General features: G+C 65.6%; 7 protein-coding genes. All 7 read right to left on the bottom strand.

Annotation, left to right across the window (positions count from 1 at the left end; translation table 11 throughout):
• Positions 1-15 precede the first annotated feature (15 nt).
• The 7 genes from F6B93_RS07120 to F6B93_RS07150 are packed head-to-tail and all read right to left on the bottom strand — an operon-like array spanning position 16 to position 20,395.
• Positions 16-1,275, bottom strand: a complete 1,260-nt coding sequence (locus F6B93_RS07120) for a phthiocerol/phthiodiolone dimycocerosyl transferase (RefSeq protein ID WP_211698458.1) — start codon at positions 1,273-1,275, stop codon at positions 16-18.
• Positions 1,276-1,317: 42 nt separating this feature from the next.
• Positions 1,318-2,145, bottom strand: coding sequence for an ABC transporter permease (locus F6B93_RS07125; protein WP_211698459.1), 828 nt, complete (start codon positions 2,143-2,145; stop codon positions 1,318-1,320).
• Positions 2,142-2,993: an ABC-2 transporter permease gene (locus F6B93_RS07130; protein ID WP_211698460.1), complete on the bottom strand. Its 852-nt coding sequence runs from the start codon at positions 2,991-2,993 to the stop codon at positions 2,142-2,144. The genes F6B93_RS07125 and F6B93_RS07130 overlap by 4 nt, the downstream gene beginning before the upstream one ends.
• Positions 2,990-3,982: an ATP-binding cassette domain-containing protein gene (locus F6B93_RS07135; protein ID WP_211698461.1), complete on the bottom strand. Its 993-nt coding sequence runs from the start codon at positions 3,980-3,982 to the stop codon at positions 2,990-2,992. Before F6B93_RS07135 ends, F6B93_RS07130 begins: the two co-directional genes overlap by 4 nt.
• Positions 3,983-4,002: 20 nt before the next feature.
• Complete coding sequence (locus tag F6B93_RS07140) at positions 4,003-8,502, bottom strand: type I polyketide synthase (protein WP_211698462.1); 4,500 nt, start codon at positions 8,500-8,502, stop codon at positions 4,003-4,005.
• Positions 8,499-13,895, bottom strand: coding sequence for a type I polyketide synthase (locus F6B93_RS07145; protein WP_211698463.1), 5,397 nt, complete (start codon positions 13,893-13,895; stop codon positions 8,499-8,501). Before F6B93_RS07145 ends, F6B93_RS07140 begins: the two co-directional genes overlap by 4 nt.
• Positions 13,892-20,395: a type I polyketide synthase gene (locus F6B93_RS07150; protein WP_211698464.1), complete on the bottom strand. Its 6,504-nt coding sequence runs from the start codon at positions 20,393-20,395 to the stop codon at positions 13,892-13,894. Before F6B93_RS07150 ends, F6B93_RS07145 begins: the two co-directional genes overlap by 4 nt.
• Positions 20,396-20,399 lie beyond the last annotated feature (4 nt).

A 20,399-nucleotide genomic window follows, 5' to 3' on the forward strand; every position in this document is an offset into this window, starting at 1 on the left:
TCGCACGCTGTTGGGTCACTCCATGACCCAGCCATACTCCGACGGTATGGAGCACAGCAGCGACCGAACGGCTTCGACGGACTCTCCCGAGGCTTCTTTTGCTCCGTGATGCTCGATCGAAAGCCGCCCCGCGGCGATTGAGCAGGCGTAGAAGTCAATGGGAATGTCAATAGAACAGTAGACCTCGCTGTAAAAGTCTTCCAGTTCAACACCTTCGGGCATCGGCAAGGAAGGCAGCGAGCTGACGTTGGTGCAGCAGACTGCTGGTGGCAGACCTGGAGGGGTGCCGCGGAATTCCATGCCCGAGTGAAACACCGATTGCTGAATCAGACCGTCGGCCAGGTCGGCTCGCAGTGTTTCCACGATATCGGTTGCCAGCTCGACAATGTCGGTATAGGGCTCGATCTCGGCGAGGTAGGTTGCCACCCCCAAGGGGTTGGTGCCTTCAGTCGCGCCCACGGGCGGGCTGAGCAGATACCGCAAATCTACGGAGTACAGGTAGGGAATCGGAATGTGGGGGGTATCGCGGAGCTGCCACTCGGCCAGCAGGATGGCTGCCGCCAACACGGCGTTGAGGCTCAGGCCGTTGTCACGGCTGAACTGCTCGAGATCGGCTGTTTCCTGCTCGGTAAGCCGGCACCTGTTGGCTGGAACAGCTTGGGGTGAAGCAGTACTCGGCGTGACCGGGGGCTGTGGTGCGGCCGGCAGATCGTAAGCGAACATCACCGGAAGGAAACGTTCTAAGCCCGATCGTCCCCGCTGTTCGATCCCGCGCTCCTGCAGCACGACCTCCACCGCCTTGGGTGCCGGCTCGGGTATTACCGGACCAGGGTCACCGGTAGCCACCACCGCGGTGTAGCGCAGGAACAGCTCCCCAAGCAGGGCGGCGATGTGGTGGCCGTCGGCCAGGCTGTGGTGGACATACGCGGTGAGCCGGGTCCCGCCGTCGCACGGCATTAATCGCAGATTGAACAGCGACACGCTCTGGTCGAGCCGCACCCCCGGGTCTTCGATCGGTGTTCCGTTGCTGCCGTCGACGACCCATATTCCCGGGTGGAGCAGGTCGTCGGCAACGATGGAGTGGTTCCCATCGGGTCCCTGTTCCAGGTGAGCGGTGAATACTGGGTGCGCCTCGAGGAGCGCGTCGAATGCGTCGGACAGCGCATCGACATCGACGGGAGCGCCTACTTGCACCGTGAACGAGGTGAAGGTCTGGTATTGCGCAAAAAACTCTTCGCTGTGCGCCAGCTTTCGGATCACGGATCCGGGAAACACCTTAAGACTCCCGTCTTTTCATGTGCGCGTCACTGTCCTGGGTCAATGCATGCAGGCCCGTCGATACCCCAGTGCCAAGGGGATGGCGCACGCCGCGGCGATGCCCGCGGTCCACAGCAGAGTTGCGATCATCGGTGCCGCGACCGGCCCGCCCAACGACAATCCGCGCATGGTCTCGACGGCATAGCTCACTGGCTGATGCGCGACGATGGGCTGAATCCAGCCCGGATATTGGTCCACCGGAAGGAGCCCGGTGGAAAAGAAAATCGCGACCACTTGCACAACCTCAACCGCCTCAACGATGATGATATTCGTCGTGTACAACGCGACGGTCGTGACCAGTGTGGCGAATGCCATGCTCAGGATCACCGGAACAGCAACCCACACGATGCTGGGGACGAGGCCCTGCTGAAACCGGAAACCCAACATGATTCCAGCGCCCAGCATCAGCAGTGTGGTGATCAATATCCGTATCGCCTCGGCGACGACTCGGGCGAGCAAGCTCGATGCCCGGTGCACGGGCAGCACCCAAAGCCGGGAAAGCAGGCCGCTGGAGCGTTCGCGGATCAGGTCGATCGCGACGAACGCCGATCCACTGATCCCACCGCCGAGAGCGATCAACGGCACGATGCTGTATATCGCACTCTGCCCGGTCGCGACGTAGGCGATCCGCGAGAACACGATATTCATCGTCAGTAGGAACAGAATCGGTAGCACAAGGGATTCGACGACGGTAACGACGTCACGCCCCCACCGAGTCAGGATGCGCCTGGTGAGCACGAGAGTTTGCGGAACCAGCAGTCGTAGCGAATTCTCCGGGTGTTGCCAGCGCACCTGACGAAGCCCGGCTTCTTGAATCGTCGCAGTCATCGTTGCCGTTTCGACAACACGAGAATGGCTAGCGGCACCAGAAACACGACAAACCCCAGCCCCCACGCCACTGTGGGGGCAACGGTGGACCACGTCACGGACCCGATGCGCGGGTTGGTATCTCCGGCCAGGGCACGCAGTACCTCCACGATCTGGGAGATCGGCTGATTGCGGACCACGGGCTGGATCCACCGAGGAAACAATTTGATCGGTTGGACGCCCACGGATAGCAGCCCGAAGATCAGGACGGGCAGACTCAGCAGCGGCAGCATGGCGTCGGGATTACCGCTTGCGGTGCCGATCAGGTCTGCCCCGAACGACAGTAGTGCCCCCACCAGGATCACCAATAGGCAAAAGCCGGCGATGTAGCCGGCTCCGTGGTAGAAGCGGAATCCGATCACGTGACCGCAGATCAGCGACACCGCCAGGGCGATGCAGCATCGGTACACGCTCGCCGACGTACGCGCAAGCACCGGGGTCAGCGGCGCGATCGGCATGGACCCGAAGCGGCGGTTGACGCCGTCGAGGGTATCGGTCGCGGCCCGGAATGCGGCGGAGATGGCGGCGAGCGCGACGGCCTGCATTGCGATGAGCGGCGTGATGTATTGGCCGAGGCTGCTGGCGATGCCGCTGTTGGCACCGACGACGTAGTGGCTCCACGGTTTGGAGAACGGGATATAGAAGGCCGCCGTGAAGCCCACCGCCCCGCCGATCAGGGTGATGAGCTCGCCGTTGCGCAGAGCCGGAGTGATGACACGCACGGTGAGTACCCACCATTGTCCGAACATCGACGTGCGGGGCCTCTCGTCGGTGTTGCCCAGGGCCGGCGCCAATGCTTGAGGGCTCATTGCATCACCCCGGAAAGGTGGCCCGGCGCCCGGGACCCGCTGGGATCGGCCGTCATGGAAAGGAATACGTCGTCGAGCGACGGCCTGCGGAGCGCGATGTCGGCGAGTTCGATGTTCGCGGTGTTGAGCTGCCGCGCCGCTTCGATCAGCGTGCTCGTGCCATCGGGTGCCGGCATGATGATCCGGTCTGACTCGGGCGTCAGCATGGCCCTATGTTGTTCGGGCAAGAGCGAACCCAGTGCCTCGACAACAGCGTGGAGGTCGTTGACATCGCGCGGCACTATTTCGCAGAAGGTGTCGCCTGCGCTGTGCTTGAGTTCATCCGCGGTGCCTTCGGCGATGACCGTGCCGCGATCGATCAAGATGATCCGGTCACTGAGCGCATCGGCCTCCTCGAGGTATTGGGTGGTCAGCAGCGTGGCGATGCCGAACTTCTTGAAATTGCCGACCAGATCCCAAATCGCCTGCCTACTGCGGGGGTCCAGGCCCGTTGTGGGCTCATCCAGGAACGCGACCTGGGGCCGGACCACCAATCCGCAGGCGATGTCTATTTTTCGGCGCATGCCTCCCGAATATGTGCTCACGCGCCGCTTCGCGGCATCCGCAAGGTCGAACTGCGCCAGCAGTTCCCGCGCCCGGCGGCGCGCATCTGCTTTGCTCAGCCCGTACAGGCGACCGAACATCACCAGGTTCTGTTCGCCGGAGAGCATGTCGTCGACGGCCACGTGCTGCCCGGTGACCATGATCGCGCGGCGCACACCGGCCGGTTGGGAAACGACGTCATGGCCGGCGACGGTCGCGAAGCCGTGATCCGGTTTGGTCAGCGTGGACAGGATGTCGACCATGGTCGTTTTCCCCGCGCCATTCGGGCCAAGCAGACCGATCACCTCACCGGCGCCGACGTCGAAATTGACGTCATCCAAAGCCACAACATCGCCGAATCTCTTGCGAATTCCACGAACTACTACAGCGTTGTCGCCCTCGCGCATCAGCTTCTCCTCGGCCGGGATCACGACGCGTCGAGGGTCGACAGGTCCACCAGAGCGCCAGCTTCGGTGGCGCCGACGTCGTCGCTGTCGTCCTGCTGCGCCGCGATGCCGTCCTGGATCAACTCGCTCAGCGCGAGCGGGAAGCTATCCATGAGCGCTTGTGCGGTCTCGCCCGCGATCCGCCGGGTGTCGTACCACCAGTCGAGATGCAGCACGCCGCCACACCGATAAGCCCGCAGTTCGATGGCATGTCCCAGCCCGGGGATCGCTTCGCGCACCGGCATGGCGATGTCGGACGCCAACTGTGCCGGCGCGGCCGCACCCGCATCAGCGGATGGCAGCTCCGGGATCATGCCGGCATACCGGAAGTGGATGTCGGGTGGGCGTTGCGCACCGAAAACCCGACCCGTCGCGGCGTAGACATACCGCAGCAGCCCGTATCCGGCGCCATAGTGCGGAACGGACTTGACGGTGTCATGAACCGCCGTGAGCTGTTCAATCGCAGCGGCGCCTCGCTGTTTCGAGCACGCGAGCGGAACCGGGTAGTACGTCGTGAACCAGCCGACAGTTCTGCGCACGTCGACATCCGGTCGCAGCACCGAGCGCCCCTCGCCCTCGAGTTCCACAGCGATCACGCCCTCGCCGACCGTCCGGGCGATCGTTCGTCCCAGCGCGGCAAGCAGGATCTCTTGAATCGACCGTCGGAATCTGCGCCGAGCGTCGTCGAGCTCGGATGTCTGATCAACGCCCAGGGCGCTCGACAGCCGAGTCAGATCGTCGGCGGCGGGGGATGGGGACCTCTCTGCGTTGGGAGCGGCCTCGGCCAGCCAGAGACTTGTCTTGCTTGCGTTGTCGACCCAGAACTTGCGAGTATCCAGAGCCGCCGGATGTGTCGCGAGGGTCGCGTATCGCAGTGACCAGTCTCGCCATCCGGTGGCGACCGATTCCAGTGTGATTTCCTGGCCCGCCAGCTGTTGCCCGAACGCGGTGATGATGTCTGTCGCCACGATCTGGCTCGATGAGCTGTCGGCGACCGTTTCGTGCAGGCCAAGACCCAGGTAGTGCGCACCGCCAGGAGCGGCCGTGATGTGCACGGCAGTCAGCGCCGCGTTCGAGGCACCGTGCTCGGCAATAAACTCAGCCAGGGTGTCTGATGCCGCAGCCTGTTCGTCGGTTGCTTCCTCGGGAAGCGACCGGGTCACCAGCTGGGTGAATTCCGCTGGTGGTCCGATGTGCTGCTCCCATATTCCCTCGCGCTCGACGAGGTTGAGGCGCAATGCGTCGTGGTGGTTTATCACCGCGGTCAGCACCGCCCGAATGTCTTCGGCGCCCACGGTGGGCTCCAGGCGAAAGATCAACGGGACGCGCCAGCGGCCCGTCTCGCGCAACCCTCGTTCAAGGAAGTACGAGACGTTCGGTCCAACGACCGGGTTAGCCTGCGCCTCAGGAGGTTTTGTCAATCCACTCGCGGCGAACGCGGCATCGACGGCGGTGGTCAGCGAGGCTAAGGTCGGGTATTCGTACAGATCCTGCGGTGTGATGATCAGGCCCTCGTTGGCGGCGGTCATGGCGATGCTGATGGCTATCAGGGAATCGCCACCGAGTTCAAAGAAATTTGCGTTCCGATCGACCGCGGTGACACCCAGGCACTGCTGCCAGATGCGCTGCAACGTGGCCTCGGTTTGTGACCTACCGTTGCGCACCGCCTCGACGTTGGAGACCCCTGTCGGTGAGCCAGCGCCGGAACCCGACCCTGCGGCTACCGGCGAGCCGTTGGTTCCGGCCGGCAGGTGCGCCACCAGGTTGAGATTGGGTTCGACCCAATGCCGCTGGCGCTCAAATGGATACCCGGGTAGCGAAACGACGCGCGGCTGTTCGGGTCGCAGCGGCGACCAGTCAACGTCGATTCCGGCTGACCAGAGTTCGCCGAGGCCGCGAAGGAAAGTGTCGCGGTCGTCGACGTTCTGAACGGGGTGGCGCATGAGACGAACCGCGCGGTGCCCGGTCGACCACTTGGGGTGGCGGATCGCCGAGCCAGTCAGGCTCCCGCCCGGACCGACCTCGACCAGGATCCGAGCCGGATCGCTCAGCAGCACATCGAGTTCATCGGAGAACCTGATCGTCGATTTGATTTGACGCGTCCAGCTGTCCGGGTCTGTTGCCTGCTCGGCGGACATCCACGTTCCGGTGAGGTTGCTCAGCAACGGTTTGTGCGGAGCGCGCAGCTCCTGACGCGACAGGAACTCGTGGAATTCTGCCAGCATCGGATCCATCGAGCTCGTGTGAAACGCATGGGTCGCACGCACCCGTCGAACCGGTATCTCATGGTGGCGAAGGTGTTTGGTGAATGCGCGTAGTCCGTCGTCGGGTCCGGCGACCACGCAGTTACCGGGATCGTTCACTGCTGAGAGTTCGACTCCCTCAAAGACGTGCTCGGCCAAGTGCGCGGCGATCTCGTCGGGGCTCACCGCCACTGCAACCATGGCGCCCGCGGGCGACTCGTGCATCAGACGGGCGCGCAACGATACTGTTTTGATTGCTGTCGCAAGATCGAAGATTCCCGCCAACGTGGCCGCGATGTATTCGCCGGTGCTGTAGCCGATGTACGCCCCGGGTTGCACACCAAAGGTTTCCACCAACTTCGCGAGCGCGTACTCCACCGTGAACAGGGCGGGCTGCGAACGGTCAATACGCTCCAAATCGCCAGCGGTACCGCTGAACACGGCGGCATGCAGATCGAGATCCAGCTCTTCACGGAATCCCTCGGCGCAGGCGTCGAAGTGCTCGGCGAAAACCGGCTCGGTGTCGTAAAGCCCTTTGGCCATGCCGACGTGTTGAGCGCCCTGACCGGGAAACAAGAAAACGGCGCCGCCGGAGTCAGGGGCAGCGTCGTCCGCGCTATCCGGGCCTTTGCCGACGAAAACGTTGTCGTGCTCGGGCTCCCGCAAAATCGCAGCTGCCTGCTCGGTGTCGCCGACGACGGCCGCCATCCGGACGGTGTGCTGGCGGCGCCCGGCGAGAGTGTAGGCAACGTTGGACAGATCCAGCTCCGGCGCGCCGGACAGTGCAGTAGCCAACGCGGCTCGCGATTCGGCCAGCGCCGCAGGTGTTCTTGCTGACAACAGGAGAACCTGGCGTTCGATCCGACGTGCTGGAGCTTCGGATTCTTCTTGAGGTGCTTCTAGTGGGGCTTCCTCTAAGACGACGTGGGCGTTGGTACCGCCGACCCCGAACGAGCTGACTCCGGCGCGACGGACTCCGTCGCATTCCCATGGTCCGTACTTGTTTCTCACGGTGAACGGACTTTGATCGAGACGCAGTTCGGGGTTGGGACTGGTGAAGTGCAGCGTGGCCGGAATGGCCTTGTTCTTCAGGCACAAGATCGTCTTGACCAGAGCTGCGATTCCCGCGGCGACTTCCAGGTGGCCGATGTTCGACTTGACCGAGCCGAGCACACAGGGAGCCGTGCGGGTCTTCTGTGACACGCCGAATGCCGTACGGAGCCCTTCGATTTCGATCGGGTCACCCAGCGGGGTGCCGGTTCCGTGGGTCTCGACATAGCTCACGGTCGACGAGTCGATGCCCGCGACGGCCTGTGCCTCGGCGATGACATCGGCCTGAGCGGCCGCACTTGGCGCCGCATATCCCATCTTGGCCGAGCCGTCGTTGTTGATCGCCGACCCGCGGATGACGGCGTGGATGCGGTCCCCGGCGTCGACGGCCGCCTGCAGGGTCTTGAGGGCCACCATCGCGACGCCGCTGCCGAAGACGGTACCGTCGGCTCGCACGTCGAAGGGCCGGCAGTGCCCGACTGCCGAGACCATGGATCCCGGCGAGTTCCAGTAACCAACGCGGTGGGGGACGTTCAACGACACCCCGCCTGCCAGCGCCATGTCGCATTCGCCGCTGAGCAGGCTCAGGCAGGCGAGGTGGACCGCGACCAGCGACGACGAGCACGCGGTTTGGACCGCGATGCTCGGACCCCGCAGATTGAGCTGGTGAGATACCCGCGTCGCCAGGAAATCCTTGTCGTTCTGCAGAAACAAGTTGAACTGTTCGAAGGTGAGTCCCTCGGCCAGGACGGCGTTGGGGTCGCGGTGCGACAGCAGGTTGTGCAAGAGATAGCCGCTGGGAGAGCTGGTTCCATAGACGCCGATGGAGCCGTCGAACCGCGCGGGGTCAGCGCCCGCGTCCTCCAACGTATGCCACGCGCACTGCAGGAATAGCCGATGTTGCGGATCGAGCATCCGAGCGGCCTGCGGAGAAAAGCCGAAAAAGTCCGCGTCAAACTCCTCGATGCCGTCGACAACCGGTGCTCGCCGCACGTAGGCGGGGTTCGCCAGCGTTTTCTCGCCGACCCCGGCATCGATCAGCTCGGGTTCCGACAGGGTGACGATCGACTCCTTGCCGCGCCGGAGATTGTCCCACAGCGCCGATACGGAGTTGGCGCCCGGGAATCGGCCGGCCATGCCGACAACGGCGATTGCGTTGTCAGGCAACGAATCTGGGTTGGTGTTCACGTGGATTGCCCCGCCTTTCGCCGCATCGCGGCTTGCTGTCGCGCTGCCGCGCGCTGCTGGGCGCGGTCGCGAACTACGTCAACGTGCTCGTTCACCTGTTGTTCGTCGGTCAGGTTGAGCTGCCGAAGGAGATCGGTGGCGAGATCCTGCGCCGACGCGCCCTGCAAGAGCAACGCGACGGGCGGCTCCACGCCGAAGTCCGCGCGCGAAGTGTTGCGGATCCGCACTGCCATGAGGGAATCCATCCCCAGTTCGGTCAACGGCATGGTCGAGTCGACAGCCGAATGGTCGGCGTAGCCCATGATCGCCGCGATGCGCACGCACAATCGTTCGGTCACGATTCCGGCGGCCTCAACAGGATCGAGGCCGGACAGCGCATCGGGACCGGGCCAGTCACCCGCGTCGCCCGCACTATCGAGCTCTTCGACTACGAGGGCGAAGTAGCCGATTCGGTGGATCTCAGGGAATGCGACCGCCGCCCGATCGGGACGTAGCCGGGCGACGCCGGTATGGCCGCGGTCGCTAGCCAGCAGCGACTCCAGCGCCTCGATCCCTTCGGCCGGCGTAATCGGATCGAGGACACCGACATTCAACGAGCGCGCGACGCCCACTTCCGACCACTGTCCCCAATTGATCACGGCCGCCGGCAGGCCGGACGCCCTGCGCCACGCGACGAGGGCATCGAGCCAGGCACTCGCGCACGCGTAGGCCGTCTGCCCGGGAAACCCTAGCAGCGAAGCGACTGAAGAGAATCCCAGCCACCAGTCCAGCTCCCGGGTGGCGCTCGCTTGGTGCATCCGCAGCGCCCCCGCCGCTTTGGGAGCCCACACCCGTTCCAGACTCTCCTTGCTCATGGAGAACAACAGGTTGTCGTCGATCACGGCCGCCGCGTGCACGATTCCGCGCAACTCGCGGTCGTTGTCTTCCGCGGCCAGAATGAGGCTTTCGGCCACTGGCGCCGAGGCCACATCGCCGCGAACAACGACGATCTCAGCTTTGGTTTCCAGCTCGGTCACGATAGCGCGCTGTTCGTCGGACAGATCGCTGCGGCCGTTGAGGACGACGCGGCCGGCGCCACGGTCGACGATCCATCGTGCGATGACGAGGCCGAGGCCGCCGAGGCCCCCGGTGACGACGTACGACGCTCCGGGACGGACGACCGGGGCGCCCGTAGGTGCGCCCAGGGTGGCCCGGGTAAGCCGCTCGACGTGGCGGATGGTGCCTCGCCAGGCGACCACGTCGTCGTTATCTGCCGACTGCAGTTCGGCATCCAGCGCGGCGAGCGTCTCGTCGGCGGGATCCAGATCGACCAGTGTGGTGCGCAGGTCGGGATGCTCGTAGGTGAGCACTCGTATCAGGCCTCTCAACGCGCCGACGGCGGGAGCTCCCGGCTCCTTGTCGCCAACCGCGAGACCACCGCGGCTGACCAACCAGAGCCTCGGAGACCGGCCGTGCCAGCCGCCGACGATTCCGCGAATGGCCGCTGAGACCGACCAGACTGTGTCGCGGGCCCGCGTCAGCCCGTCTTCTGGCCCTGTGGACCCGCCTGCGAGGAAGACCACCACACCGGCGGGTGGGCGCTCGGGATCGCCGGCCGTTTCTGCGAAAGCGGCGAGTACCGCGGGTTCGTCGTCGAGGTTGGCGACGCTCACTCGCTGGGTCGCTGACTGCCACCGGGAGACGAACGGCTCCGCCGCCGCCTTGGCGTCGGCCTCGGTGAGTACCAGCCAACTCCCCGGCGCGCTGCTTTCCGCGGCAGTGCCTGGCTCGGGCGGACTTTCCACCCAACTGGTGTCAAAAATCTTCTGCGAGAGCGGCAACGGCACCGCGCGGTGTTCGACGCGCCGCAGATAGATGCCATCGATTTCCGCAGTCACGGTTCCGGCCCCATCAGCGATCACGAGCCTGCCGAGCTTGCCCGCCCCGCCCTCGGCGAGGCTGGTCAGCTCAGCACGACAGCTGGCGCGCCGGCCGGGGTCGCCGAATACCCGGATTTTCTCGAACGACACCGGCAGGTATGTGCCGGATTCTGCGGCCTGTCCTTCCGGCATCGCGGCGCCCAAACTCTGCAGAGCGGCATCCAAGAGGACAGGGTGGATTCGATACCCGGAATGGCGGGGAGCATCCTGCGGGATTTCGATCTCGGTTTCCGCTGTGCCGTCGGGCAACCGACTGATTCGAGTCAGCGCCGCGAAGGCCGGCCCGTGGTGCTGTCCGGTCTGGCGTAGCGCGCCGTAGAAGTCAGCGGGGGACACCGAAGTGGCGGCGTGGCCAGTGGCCGGTGGGTGCTGGTCGGGGACGAGGTCTGACGGCGATGCTTCCACCTTGGCAAGGGCATGCCGGCACCAGCCGCCCGTGGCCGTGCGGGAGTAGACCTCGATCCGCGTCTTGTCGTCCGAGCCCCGCGTCAACTGAGTCGTCATCTCCGTGGAGCTGTCGATGGGGAGCATCTGCTCGACCTCGAGTTGGCGGACGGATATGGCGTCGACGGGCAATCCGAGCGCTTCGCTACTGGCGGCAAGGGCGATTTCGGCGAACGCGGCGGCCGGCATGATCGGTTGGCCGTGCACCTTGTGATCGGCCAGCCAGGGCTGCACCGAGGTCCCCACGTTCGCCTGCCACACATGGTCGCGGCCGGAGGGGATTTCGGTATGAGTCCCAAGCAGCGGGTGGGTGGCCGCCACGTGGAGCATGCCCGATCGGTCGGGGACCCAGAACTTCTCGTGGTGCCAGGGTGTGGGTGGAAGATCGGCACGTCGCCCGTTCGCGGTTTCCGGCGTGCCCACCACACCGAGTTGGGCGTGGAAGAACAGGGTTTCGTCGGTGTCCCTGCTCATCGTCGGGGTGACCACACGACCGTGGCTATCGCCCAGGGCGTCGGTGATCGTGTGGGTAAGCAGCGGATGCGGGCTGATCTCGATGAAGGTGTGGTGTCCGGCGCCAGCCCGAGTGATGGCCTGGTGAAACCGCACGGGGTTGCGCAGGTTGGTGGCCCAGTAGTCGGCATCCATCACCGGTTGGGCCTGCTCGCTGGCGGTGGAGATCATCGGAATCTCGGGCTGCCGAGGCGCCAAATCACCGAGCGCCGAACGCAACTGTGGCAACACCGGGTCGATGATGGGGTTATGCGAGGCGACGTCGACGTCGATGCGCCGGGCCAGCCGGTTATCGGCGGCCACCGTCGCGATCACCGTGTCCACCGACGCGGGCGGTCCGGCGATCACCGTGTGACTCGGCGAGGCATATACCGCCACCGTTAGCTGCGGAACGTCGGCAATCAACGTCTGCGTCGCGTCGGCGTCAAGCTCCAACAGTGCCATCGCGCCCTGACCGGCCAACTGCGCCATCAACCGCGAGCGGGTCGCGATCACCCGCAATCCCTCGGCCGGGGTCAGTGCGCCGGCCACCACGGCGGCGGCCACTTCGCCCATCGAGTGCCCAATCACTGCGTCCGGGGTCACCCCGTAGGAGCGCCACAACGCTGTGAGCGCCAGCTGCACGCCCACCAGGACCGGCTGGATGCGGTCAATGCCGACCACTTCCGCACCGTCGGAGATCAACTCCTGCAGTGAAAAGCCTACCTGCGCAACGAATTCTGGTTCCAATTCGGCGATGGCGGCGGCGAACGTGGGCTCGTCGGCCAGCAACTGCCGGCCCATCCCGGCCCATTGCGATCCTTGACCCGAGTACACGAACACGGTGCCTGGGCCGCTCGGGAGCTGATGGCTGGACACGATGCCCGGACCGGGCTGGCCGGCGGCCAGTGCCCGCAGCCCGGTCACGGCCTGCGCGCGGTCTCTTGCGGCCACCAGGGCACGCCGGCCGTGACGGGTCCGGTGATGACTCAGCGTGTACGCCACATCGGCCAGCGGGACCGACGCACCCGAACCTTGCAACCAGTCGGCCACCATTTCGGCCAGTGAAGCGACCCGCTGGGGCGTCTTACCCGACAGCACCAACCGCGCAATCCCCGGAGCCCCCGAATCCGGTTTACCGGCGGATGGCGAGTTCGGCGGCGAACCTTGCTCGATCAGTACGTGCGCATTCGTCCCACTGAGCCCGAACGAGGACACCGCTGCCCGACGCGGACCGGTGGCGTCCGGCCAGGCAGCGCCCTGGGTCGGCACGAACAGGCGGGTCGTTGACGCGTCAATGGCCGGGTTCCACCGGGTGAAGTGCAAGTTGGGGGGAATGTACCCGCGTCGTACAGCCAGCACCGCCTTGATGAACCCGGCGATCCCGGCCGCTGCCTCCAGGTGACCGAAGTTGGTCTTGACGGCGCCCAGCGCGCACTCGCCGTCACCGCGGCCGTAGGTGGCCGCCAATGACTCGAATTCGATGGGATCCCCCAACACCGTTCCGGTGCCGTGGGTCTCGACATAGTTCACGCTGTCGGCAGCGACGTCGGCCATCCGCAGCGCGGAGTTGATCACGTCCCGCTGAGCCAACGCGTTCGGGGCGGTCATGCCGTTGGATCGGCCGTCCTGGTTGATCGCGGAACCGCGGACCACCGCCAGCACCTGATCCCCGTCACGGGTGGCGTCGGCCAATCGCTTGAGCACCACCACCCCGGCGCCCTCGCCGCGGACGAAGCCGTCCGCGCCGGCATCGAAGGCCTTGCATCGACCCGTCGGTGAGAGGGCCGAGAACTTGGACAGCGCGATGCTGGTATACGGCGACAAACTGAGCTGGACACCGCCGGCCAGTGCCAAGTCACTCTCGCGCAGGCGCAGGCTCTGACATGCCAAGTGCACCGCCACCAACGACGATGAACACGCGGTGTCTACGGCTACTGCTGGACCGCGCAGCCCCAGCAGATACGAAATCCGGCCCACCGCCATGCAGTGCGGGACTCCGGTGCTCATGTACGCGTCGATCTCGGCGAACCGCTCCATGTTTACCGTGGAGTAGTCCCAGGACCACAAGCCCATCATGACGCCGGTCCTGGTGCCGTTCAGGGAATCTGGCGGGATGCCGGCATGTTCGAGCGCTTCCCAGGTGACCTCGAGCAGCATTCGTTGTTGCGGGTCGATCGCCGTTGCTTCGCGTGGGGTGATCCCGAAGAAGTCGGCGTCGAACCCGGCGACATCGGAGAGGAAACCACCCCATTTCGTGGTCATCCGCCCCGGTGCCTCCGGATCGGGATCGTAGTACGCGTCGGCATCCCAGCGGTCGTCCGGCACCATGGACACGGCGTCGCGGCCGTTGACCAGTAGTTCCCAAAAACTTTGCGGCCCAGACACATCGCCGGGAAAGCGGCACCCGATGCCGACTACTGCGATCGGCTCGGCGACGTCGGTCGGGAACGTCGTGCCCGCGCGAACTAGCTCGCGGGCGAGTACATCTCGCGCTTTCGGAGACAGTTGGGCCGCGCGCTCGGCGAGGCTTGTCATAAGTCGGCGCCTTCTGCCGCAGCCTCCAGCTCGGTGCGCTCGACCAGCTCGGACAGCAGTTCCATCTCCTCGTCGGACAGGGAGGTCTCCTCGTCGGAGGTCGCCGACTCATCGGACGGCGCCGTGTAGCCCATCCGCTCGCACAACGCACCCGCCAGATCGGTGATGGTCGGGTATGCCCAGACCAACGCGACCGGCAATGTCATGTCCAAGCTCGCCTCTAGTCTGTTCCGCAATTCGAGGCCCATCAGTGAGTCGAGACCCAGCGATTCCATCGGCTGGTTGTGGTCAATGGGCTCGCTGGAGCGCAGCACTCCCTGGATCTCGTCGGCGATCGCGGATGCCAGCTGGGCGGGACGCTCGCTTGGGTCAGTCGCTTCCAATTCCGCACGGATCTTGCCGCCGCCGCGCCGCTCGATGGTGGTGGTGTCGCGCAGGGTGGCGAAGAGGGAGGATGCGGCTAGGGCGGGGAAGGATTGGAAGTATTGGCGGGCGTCGAGGGTGAACACGCCGGTGTGGGCGCGGTCGGCGGTCAGGACTGCTTGTAGGGCGGAGAGGCCTTGTTCGGTGGTGAGCATGGTGACGCCGAGGTCGGCGAGGAATTGGGCGCGGCCGACTTCGGCCCAGGGTCCCCAGTTGATGCCGATGGCGGGTAGTCCGTGGCTGCGGCGGTGGGAGACGAGGGCATCGACCCAGGAGTTGGCGGCGGCGTAGGCGCCTTGGCCGGGTGAGCCGATCAGGGAGGCGACCGAGGAGAAGGTCAGCCACCAGTCGAGGTCGAGGTGGGTGGTGGCCTCGTGCAGGCGCCAGTTGCCGGTGACTTTGGGGGTGAATACCGTGGTGGCGGCCGATTCGGACATGTTCAACACGATCTCGTCGGCGAGCACCATGGCGCTGTGCACGACGCCGGCCACGCGGAAACCGGCGTCTTCGACCGCGGTGACGAGTCGGGTGGCGGTGTCGGCGTCGGTGATGTCGCCGGTGATGACCTCGATGCGGTGGCCGGCGGCGGTGAGCTCGGCGATGGTGGCGCTGGCGTCGTCGTTGGGTGCGCAACGTCCGTTGAGGACAATCAATCCCGCGCCGTGGTTGGCCAGCCATTCGGCGACGACGAGACCTAGTCCGCCCATGCCGCCGACGACGATGTAGCCGCCGTCGGAGGTGACCAGCGGTGGCGGGGACGCGGCCGCGTCGATGCGGCCGGTGGCCGGTATCGAGATGACGATCTTGCCGGTGTGTTTACCGGAGGCCATCAGTCGAAACGCGTCGAAGGCGTGGTCGAGGCTGAACTCGGTGACCGGAGGTGCCTGCAGGGTGCCGTCGGAGACATGCTGGAGGATTTCGTGGAGTAACCGGCGATACCGGGCTGGTTGCAGCCGCAGGTTCAAGTCGAGGTCGACGACGGTGAAGGAGGCGCTTTTGGCCAGCGCGGCCAACCCTAGGTTGGCGTCGGCGTGGACGTCTTTCTTGCCGATTTCGACGAACCGGCCACCGGGAGCAAGGATGCGCACTCCGCGTTGAATCGCTTCGCCGGGCAGTGAATTAAGAATGAGATCCACCCCGTAGCCCTCGGTGGTCTCGAGGATCTCGTCGGCGAAATCCACGCTGCGTGAGTCGCCGATGTAGTCCACACCGAGCTCGGCGAGCATGGCGCGTTTGTCGTCGGAGCCGGCCGTGGTGTAGATGCGGGCCCCGATCATCTTGGCGATCGAAATCGCCGCCAACCCGACACCGCCGGTGGCCGAATGGATGAGCACGCGTTCACCGGGGGCCAGCCGCCCGACCACACACAGTGACTCCCAGGCGGTCAGATACGCGATACCGAACGCGGCGGCTTGGCCGTCGGCGAGCTCGTCGGAGATGGGCACCACCAAGTCGGCAAGGGTCGTCATATGCGAGCCGAACGTTCCCGGACCGAACGCGATGACACGCTGGCCAATCGCCACGGAGTCGACATCGGCACCCACCGCGGTCACCACACCGACGCACTCGCCACCGATGACCGGGGGACCGTCGGTGCCCGGGTAGATCCCCATGGCCTTGAGCACGTCAGCGAAGTTGAGTCCCGCCGCGGCGATGCGCACCTCAACCTGGCCGGGTTGCGGGGCGATCCGCTTGACCGCGTGCACCGTGAGCGCATCGAGGCGCCCGGGTTGATCGATCTGCAACCGCACCGCCGCGCCGGCATCGAGGTCGGCCACCGTCGTTCGCGATTCCACCACCAACTCACCACCGGCGGTGGTGGGTGCGGGCACCAGCCTGTTCACCCAGCGGTGTCCCGCGCGCAGGGCGACCTCGTCATCGTCGCTACCGGCGAGCAACTCCTCGGTCAGGGCCGCGACCGAGTCCTCACCGTCGGCCTCGACGTCGACCATCGTGGTCTTGAGTTCGGGATGCTCGAAGGCCAGCACCCGCGCGATACCCCGCAGCTGGGCCGAAGAGAGCGTGACGTGTTCGCCGGCGTCGAGTTGGGCCGCCCCCCGGGTGACGATCCACAACCGCGGACTATTACGCGCACCCACCCGCGAGATCGTCTTGACCAACTCAGCGATAAACAACGTCCGTTGCTGCGCTAGGTCCAGTTGCGCCTGCTGTGGCAGGGCCTCATCAACGGCCCGGGGTGGACACACCACCATCACCGCGTCGAAGCCGCGATCACTCTCGGAGATCACCTGCTGCAGCCGTTGCTGATCATCGGCACCGACGACTTCGCACCGCCCGACCTGGTCACCAACACCGCCGACCAACCCCGCAACCAACCCATCGGCAGGCTCACCGACCACCAACAGATCCCCCACCGACCCCGCCGGCTTACCCAGCGCCGCGGGCTCCCACTCCAACGTGAACAACCGACCCGCGCCCTCACCAGCCCCACCCGGCGACTGCAACACCGCCATAGCGACTTCATCGATCGCCAACAGTGGTTGACCATCGTGGCCGGTCACCAACACCTGACCAACCAGCTGGCCGTCGGTCACGGCCAGGGAGCCAAATGCGTAGGCCCCTTCGGTGACATCGCCGTAGACGTGGATGCCGGCGAAACGAACCGGAAGCACCATGGCCTGCTGATCGGTTTGCCCGCCGGCGAACTCGGTTGCCAACTGGGTGGCACCCAGGGTCTGCAACGCGACGTCCATCACGACCGGGTGCAGCAGCAGCTTGCGCGCACCCGCCTTGGCTGACGCGGGCAGCTGGACCTCAGCGCGGGCTACACCAGACGAGGAGATCGTCAGGCCTACGATCCCGCGGAACGCCTGTCCGTGTTGCTGGCCCGCGGCGCGCAGCCGGCGATACAGCTCGTCGGGGTCCAGTTCCGTCGCGCCGTCGTCGGCTGTAAATTCCGGCGCCTCGCGAGGCGGCTGGGGGGCACGTGCGAGTGTGGCCGTCGCGTGCTTGGTCCATCTGGATGCGCCGCTGCGAGTGCGTATTTCGACCCGGCACATCTGGTCGTCGCCGGTGAGCGTGGTGACCAGCATCGTGCCGTTGGTCACGTGCAGCACCTGATCGAGGGACAGCTCGCGGATCGTCCAGGGTTGATCTGCGGAATCTGCGGAATCTGGGGTGTCTGGGGTGTCTGCGGAGGCCCCGAATGCGTCGGTGACCGCCGCCAGCGCGATCTCGGCGTAGGCCGCGCCTGGCAGCACGCACAGCTCATCGATGCGATGGTCGCCCAGCCACAGCAGATCCGGACTGAGCTCGTTCTCCCAGACCCGGGTGCCGTTGGTGGGATCAATGACTCCCATGCCGAGTAGCGGATGAGTGCCTGCCGCATGGGAGGTGGTGGTACTGGAGAGCCAGTGGTGGGTGTGGTGCCAGGGGGTGGTGGGGATGCGGGGGTGCGGTCCGGGGGGATGGGGTGTCTGTGGTGGGTGAGTGGTGTGGGTGGTGTTGAGGTTGGTGTGGAAGGTGATGGTGTCGTCGGCGTCGCGTTGCAGGGTGCCGATGCTGCGGTGTGCGGCGCTGCCGAGGATGTCGGTGACGGCATGGGTGAGCAGCGGGTGCGCGCTGATCTCGATGAAGGTGTGGTGCTCGGCGCCGGCCGCAGTGATGGCCTGCTGAAATCGCACCGGGTTGCGCATGTTGGTGGCCCAATGCTCGGCGTCGAACACCGGGGTGCGATCCAGGTCTTCGTAGGTGGTGGAAATGATCGGAATCGTCGGCGATTTCGGTCTGAGATCAGCCAATTCCGACCGCATCGAGGGTTGCAGCGCGTCCATGGCCTGGTTATGCGGGGCCACCTCGATATTGACCCGGCTCGCGAACTGGTCTTGGGCGCGCACCGTCTCGATGAGAGCCTCGATCTGCTGGGTCGGTCCGGCGATCACGGTTTGGCGCGGTGAGTTGTAGATCGCCAACGTCACGTCGGGGTGATCGGCGATCAGCGCCTCGGTCTGCTCGGCGTCGAGCTCGAGCAGCGCCATGCCGCCTTGCCCCGATAGCGGCGCCATGAGCCGGGAGCGGGTGGCGGTGATCCGCAGTCCCTCGGCCGGGGTCAGTGCGCCGGCGACCACGGCGGCGGTCACCTCGCCCATGGAATGTCCGATCACCGCGTCCGGGGTCACCCCGTAGGAGCGCCATAACGCGGTCAGCGCCAATTGCATGCCGATCAGACCCAGCTGGATCTGTTCGATCCCGACGAGTTCTTTGCCTTGGGCGATCACGTCGTGCAGCGAGAACCCGGCTTGGGCAAGGAAGTCGGGCTCGAGTTCGGCGATCGCGGCGGCGAACGCGGGCTCGTCGGCCAGCAAGTGTCGACCCATTCCGGCCCACTGCCAGCCGCGACCCGAATACACGAACACCGTGCCCGGCGCGGCTGGGCCGGCCTGGCAGCCGACTACTCCATCGGCGGATTGGCCGGCGGCCAGGGCGCGCAGCCCCGTCACCGCCTGGGTGTGATCGCGTGCGACCACGGTGGCAAAGGTCGCTTGTCGGGCTCGGTGGTGGTTGAGCGTGTGTGCGACATCGGCGAGGGCTACCTCGGCGCCGGGTCCGGCCATCCACTCGGCCAACACCGATGCCGTGGTGCCCACTCGCTGTGCGGTCTTGCCTGGCACCACCAAGGTCGACACCGTCGGCGCCGGCGCGTCAGCGGCGACCGGCGTCGTATCCGGACCCTGCTCGATCACCACATGAGCATTCGTCCCGCTGACACCGAACGAAGACACCCCCGCCCTGCGAGGACGACCGGTGACTGGCCAGTCCATTGCCTCGGCCGCGATGGCCAGGCGCGCGGCGCCTTCGCTGGCATGCGGCGTCAACTCATGGAAATTGAGGTGCCGGGGAATGTAGCCGTGGTTGAGGGAGAGCACCGCCTTGATGAACCCGGCGATGCCGGCCGAGGACTCCAGATGACCGATATTGGTCTTCACCGATCCGATTACCAGCGGCTGGGCGCTTTCCCGATCGCTGAAAACCTTGCTCAGCGCGTCGAGTTCGATCGGGTCGCCGAGCGGGGTACCTGTTCCATGAGCCTCGATGTAATCGATGTCGGCGGGCTTCAACTTCGCCGATTCCAGCGCCCGGCGGATCAACGCCTGTTGCGCCGGGCCGTTCGGAACGGTCAATCCGCTGCTAGCACCGTCTTGGTTGACGGCCGAACCGCGCACTACTGCCAGGATTCGGTTGCCGTCGCGTTCGGCGTCGGCCAACCGCTTGAGTACCACCACTCCGCTGCCTTCGCTGCGCACATACCCATCGGCGGATGCGTCGAAGGTCTTGCACTGCCCCTCCGGCGACAACATCCCAAACCGTGAACAGCTGATGCTCGGCGCGGAGCTGAGCAACAGGTGGGTGCCACCGACCAGTGCTGTGTTGCATTCTCGAGTGCGCAGGCTGTGACATGCCAGGTGCAGTGCGACGAGCGATGACGAGCAGGCCGTGTCGACAGCCACCGCAGGGCCCCGAGCTCCGAAGAAATACGCCAACCGTCCGGCCGCGAGGTATCCCCCGTTTCCGGTGAGCAGGTAGGCATCGAGGTCTTCGGGCCCCAATTGGCCTGCGAGCGTGAGCATGTAGTCATATCCGGAGAGCCCGACGAAGACGCCTGTCTGGCTGCCACGAATGGTGTGCGGCGGCACACCCGCGTCCTCCAAAGCCTCCCAGGCAACCTCGAGTAGCAACCGTTGTTGTGGGTCCATGCCCGCTGCCTCGCGGGGGGTGATGGAGAAAAACTCTGCGTCGAACTCGTCCGGCGCCCAGCTGGTGAGGAAGCCGCCTTCCCGATTGCATATCGTTCCCGGCACCGTGTAGTCGTCGGTGTACAAGGCGTCGGCATCCCACCGTTCGGCGGGAACCTTGATGATGCCGCTGCGGCCGTCCCGCAACAGGTTCCAGAACTGCTCGGGGTTGTCTACGCCACCGGGGAGCCGACATCCAATTCCGACCACGGCGATTGGTTCGGTAGTCGCCTTCTCGGCGATTTCCAGGCGCGCGCTGAGGTCATCGATCTTGTGCAACGCCTCGGTGATGATCGCGCGGCGGTCGGGTGACGTGGTGGTCATTGCG

It is taken from the genome of Mycobacterium spongiae (assembly GCF_018278905.1).
Classification (GTDB): Bacteria; Actinomycetota; Actinomycetes; order Mycobacteriales; family Mycobacteriaceae; genus Mycobacterium; species Mycobacterium spongiae.

Coding starts and splice junctions, on each gene's coding strand:
- F6B93_RS07125 (WP_211698459.1), bottom strand. CDS start 2,145: ATGACTGCGACGATTCAAGAAGCCGGGCTTCGTCAGGTGCGCTGGCAA.
- F6B93_RS07130 (WP_211698460.1), bottom strand. CDS start 2,993: ATGAGCCCTCAAGCATTGGCGCCGGCCCTGGGCAACACCGACGAGAGG.
- F6B93_RS07135 (WP_211698461.1), bottom strand. CDS start 3,982: ATGCGCGAGGGCGACAACGCTGTAGTAGTTCGTGGAATTCGCAAGAGA.
- F6B93_RS07145 (WP_211698463.1), bottom strand. CDS start 13,895: ATGACAAGCCTCGCCGAGCGCGCGGCCCAACTGTCTCCGAAAGCGCGA.
- F6B93_RS07150 (WP_211698464.1), bottom strand. CDS start 20,395: ATGACCACCACGTCACCCGACCGCCGCGCGATCATCACCGAGGCGTTG.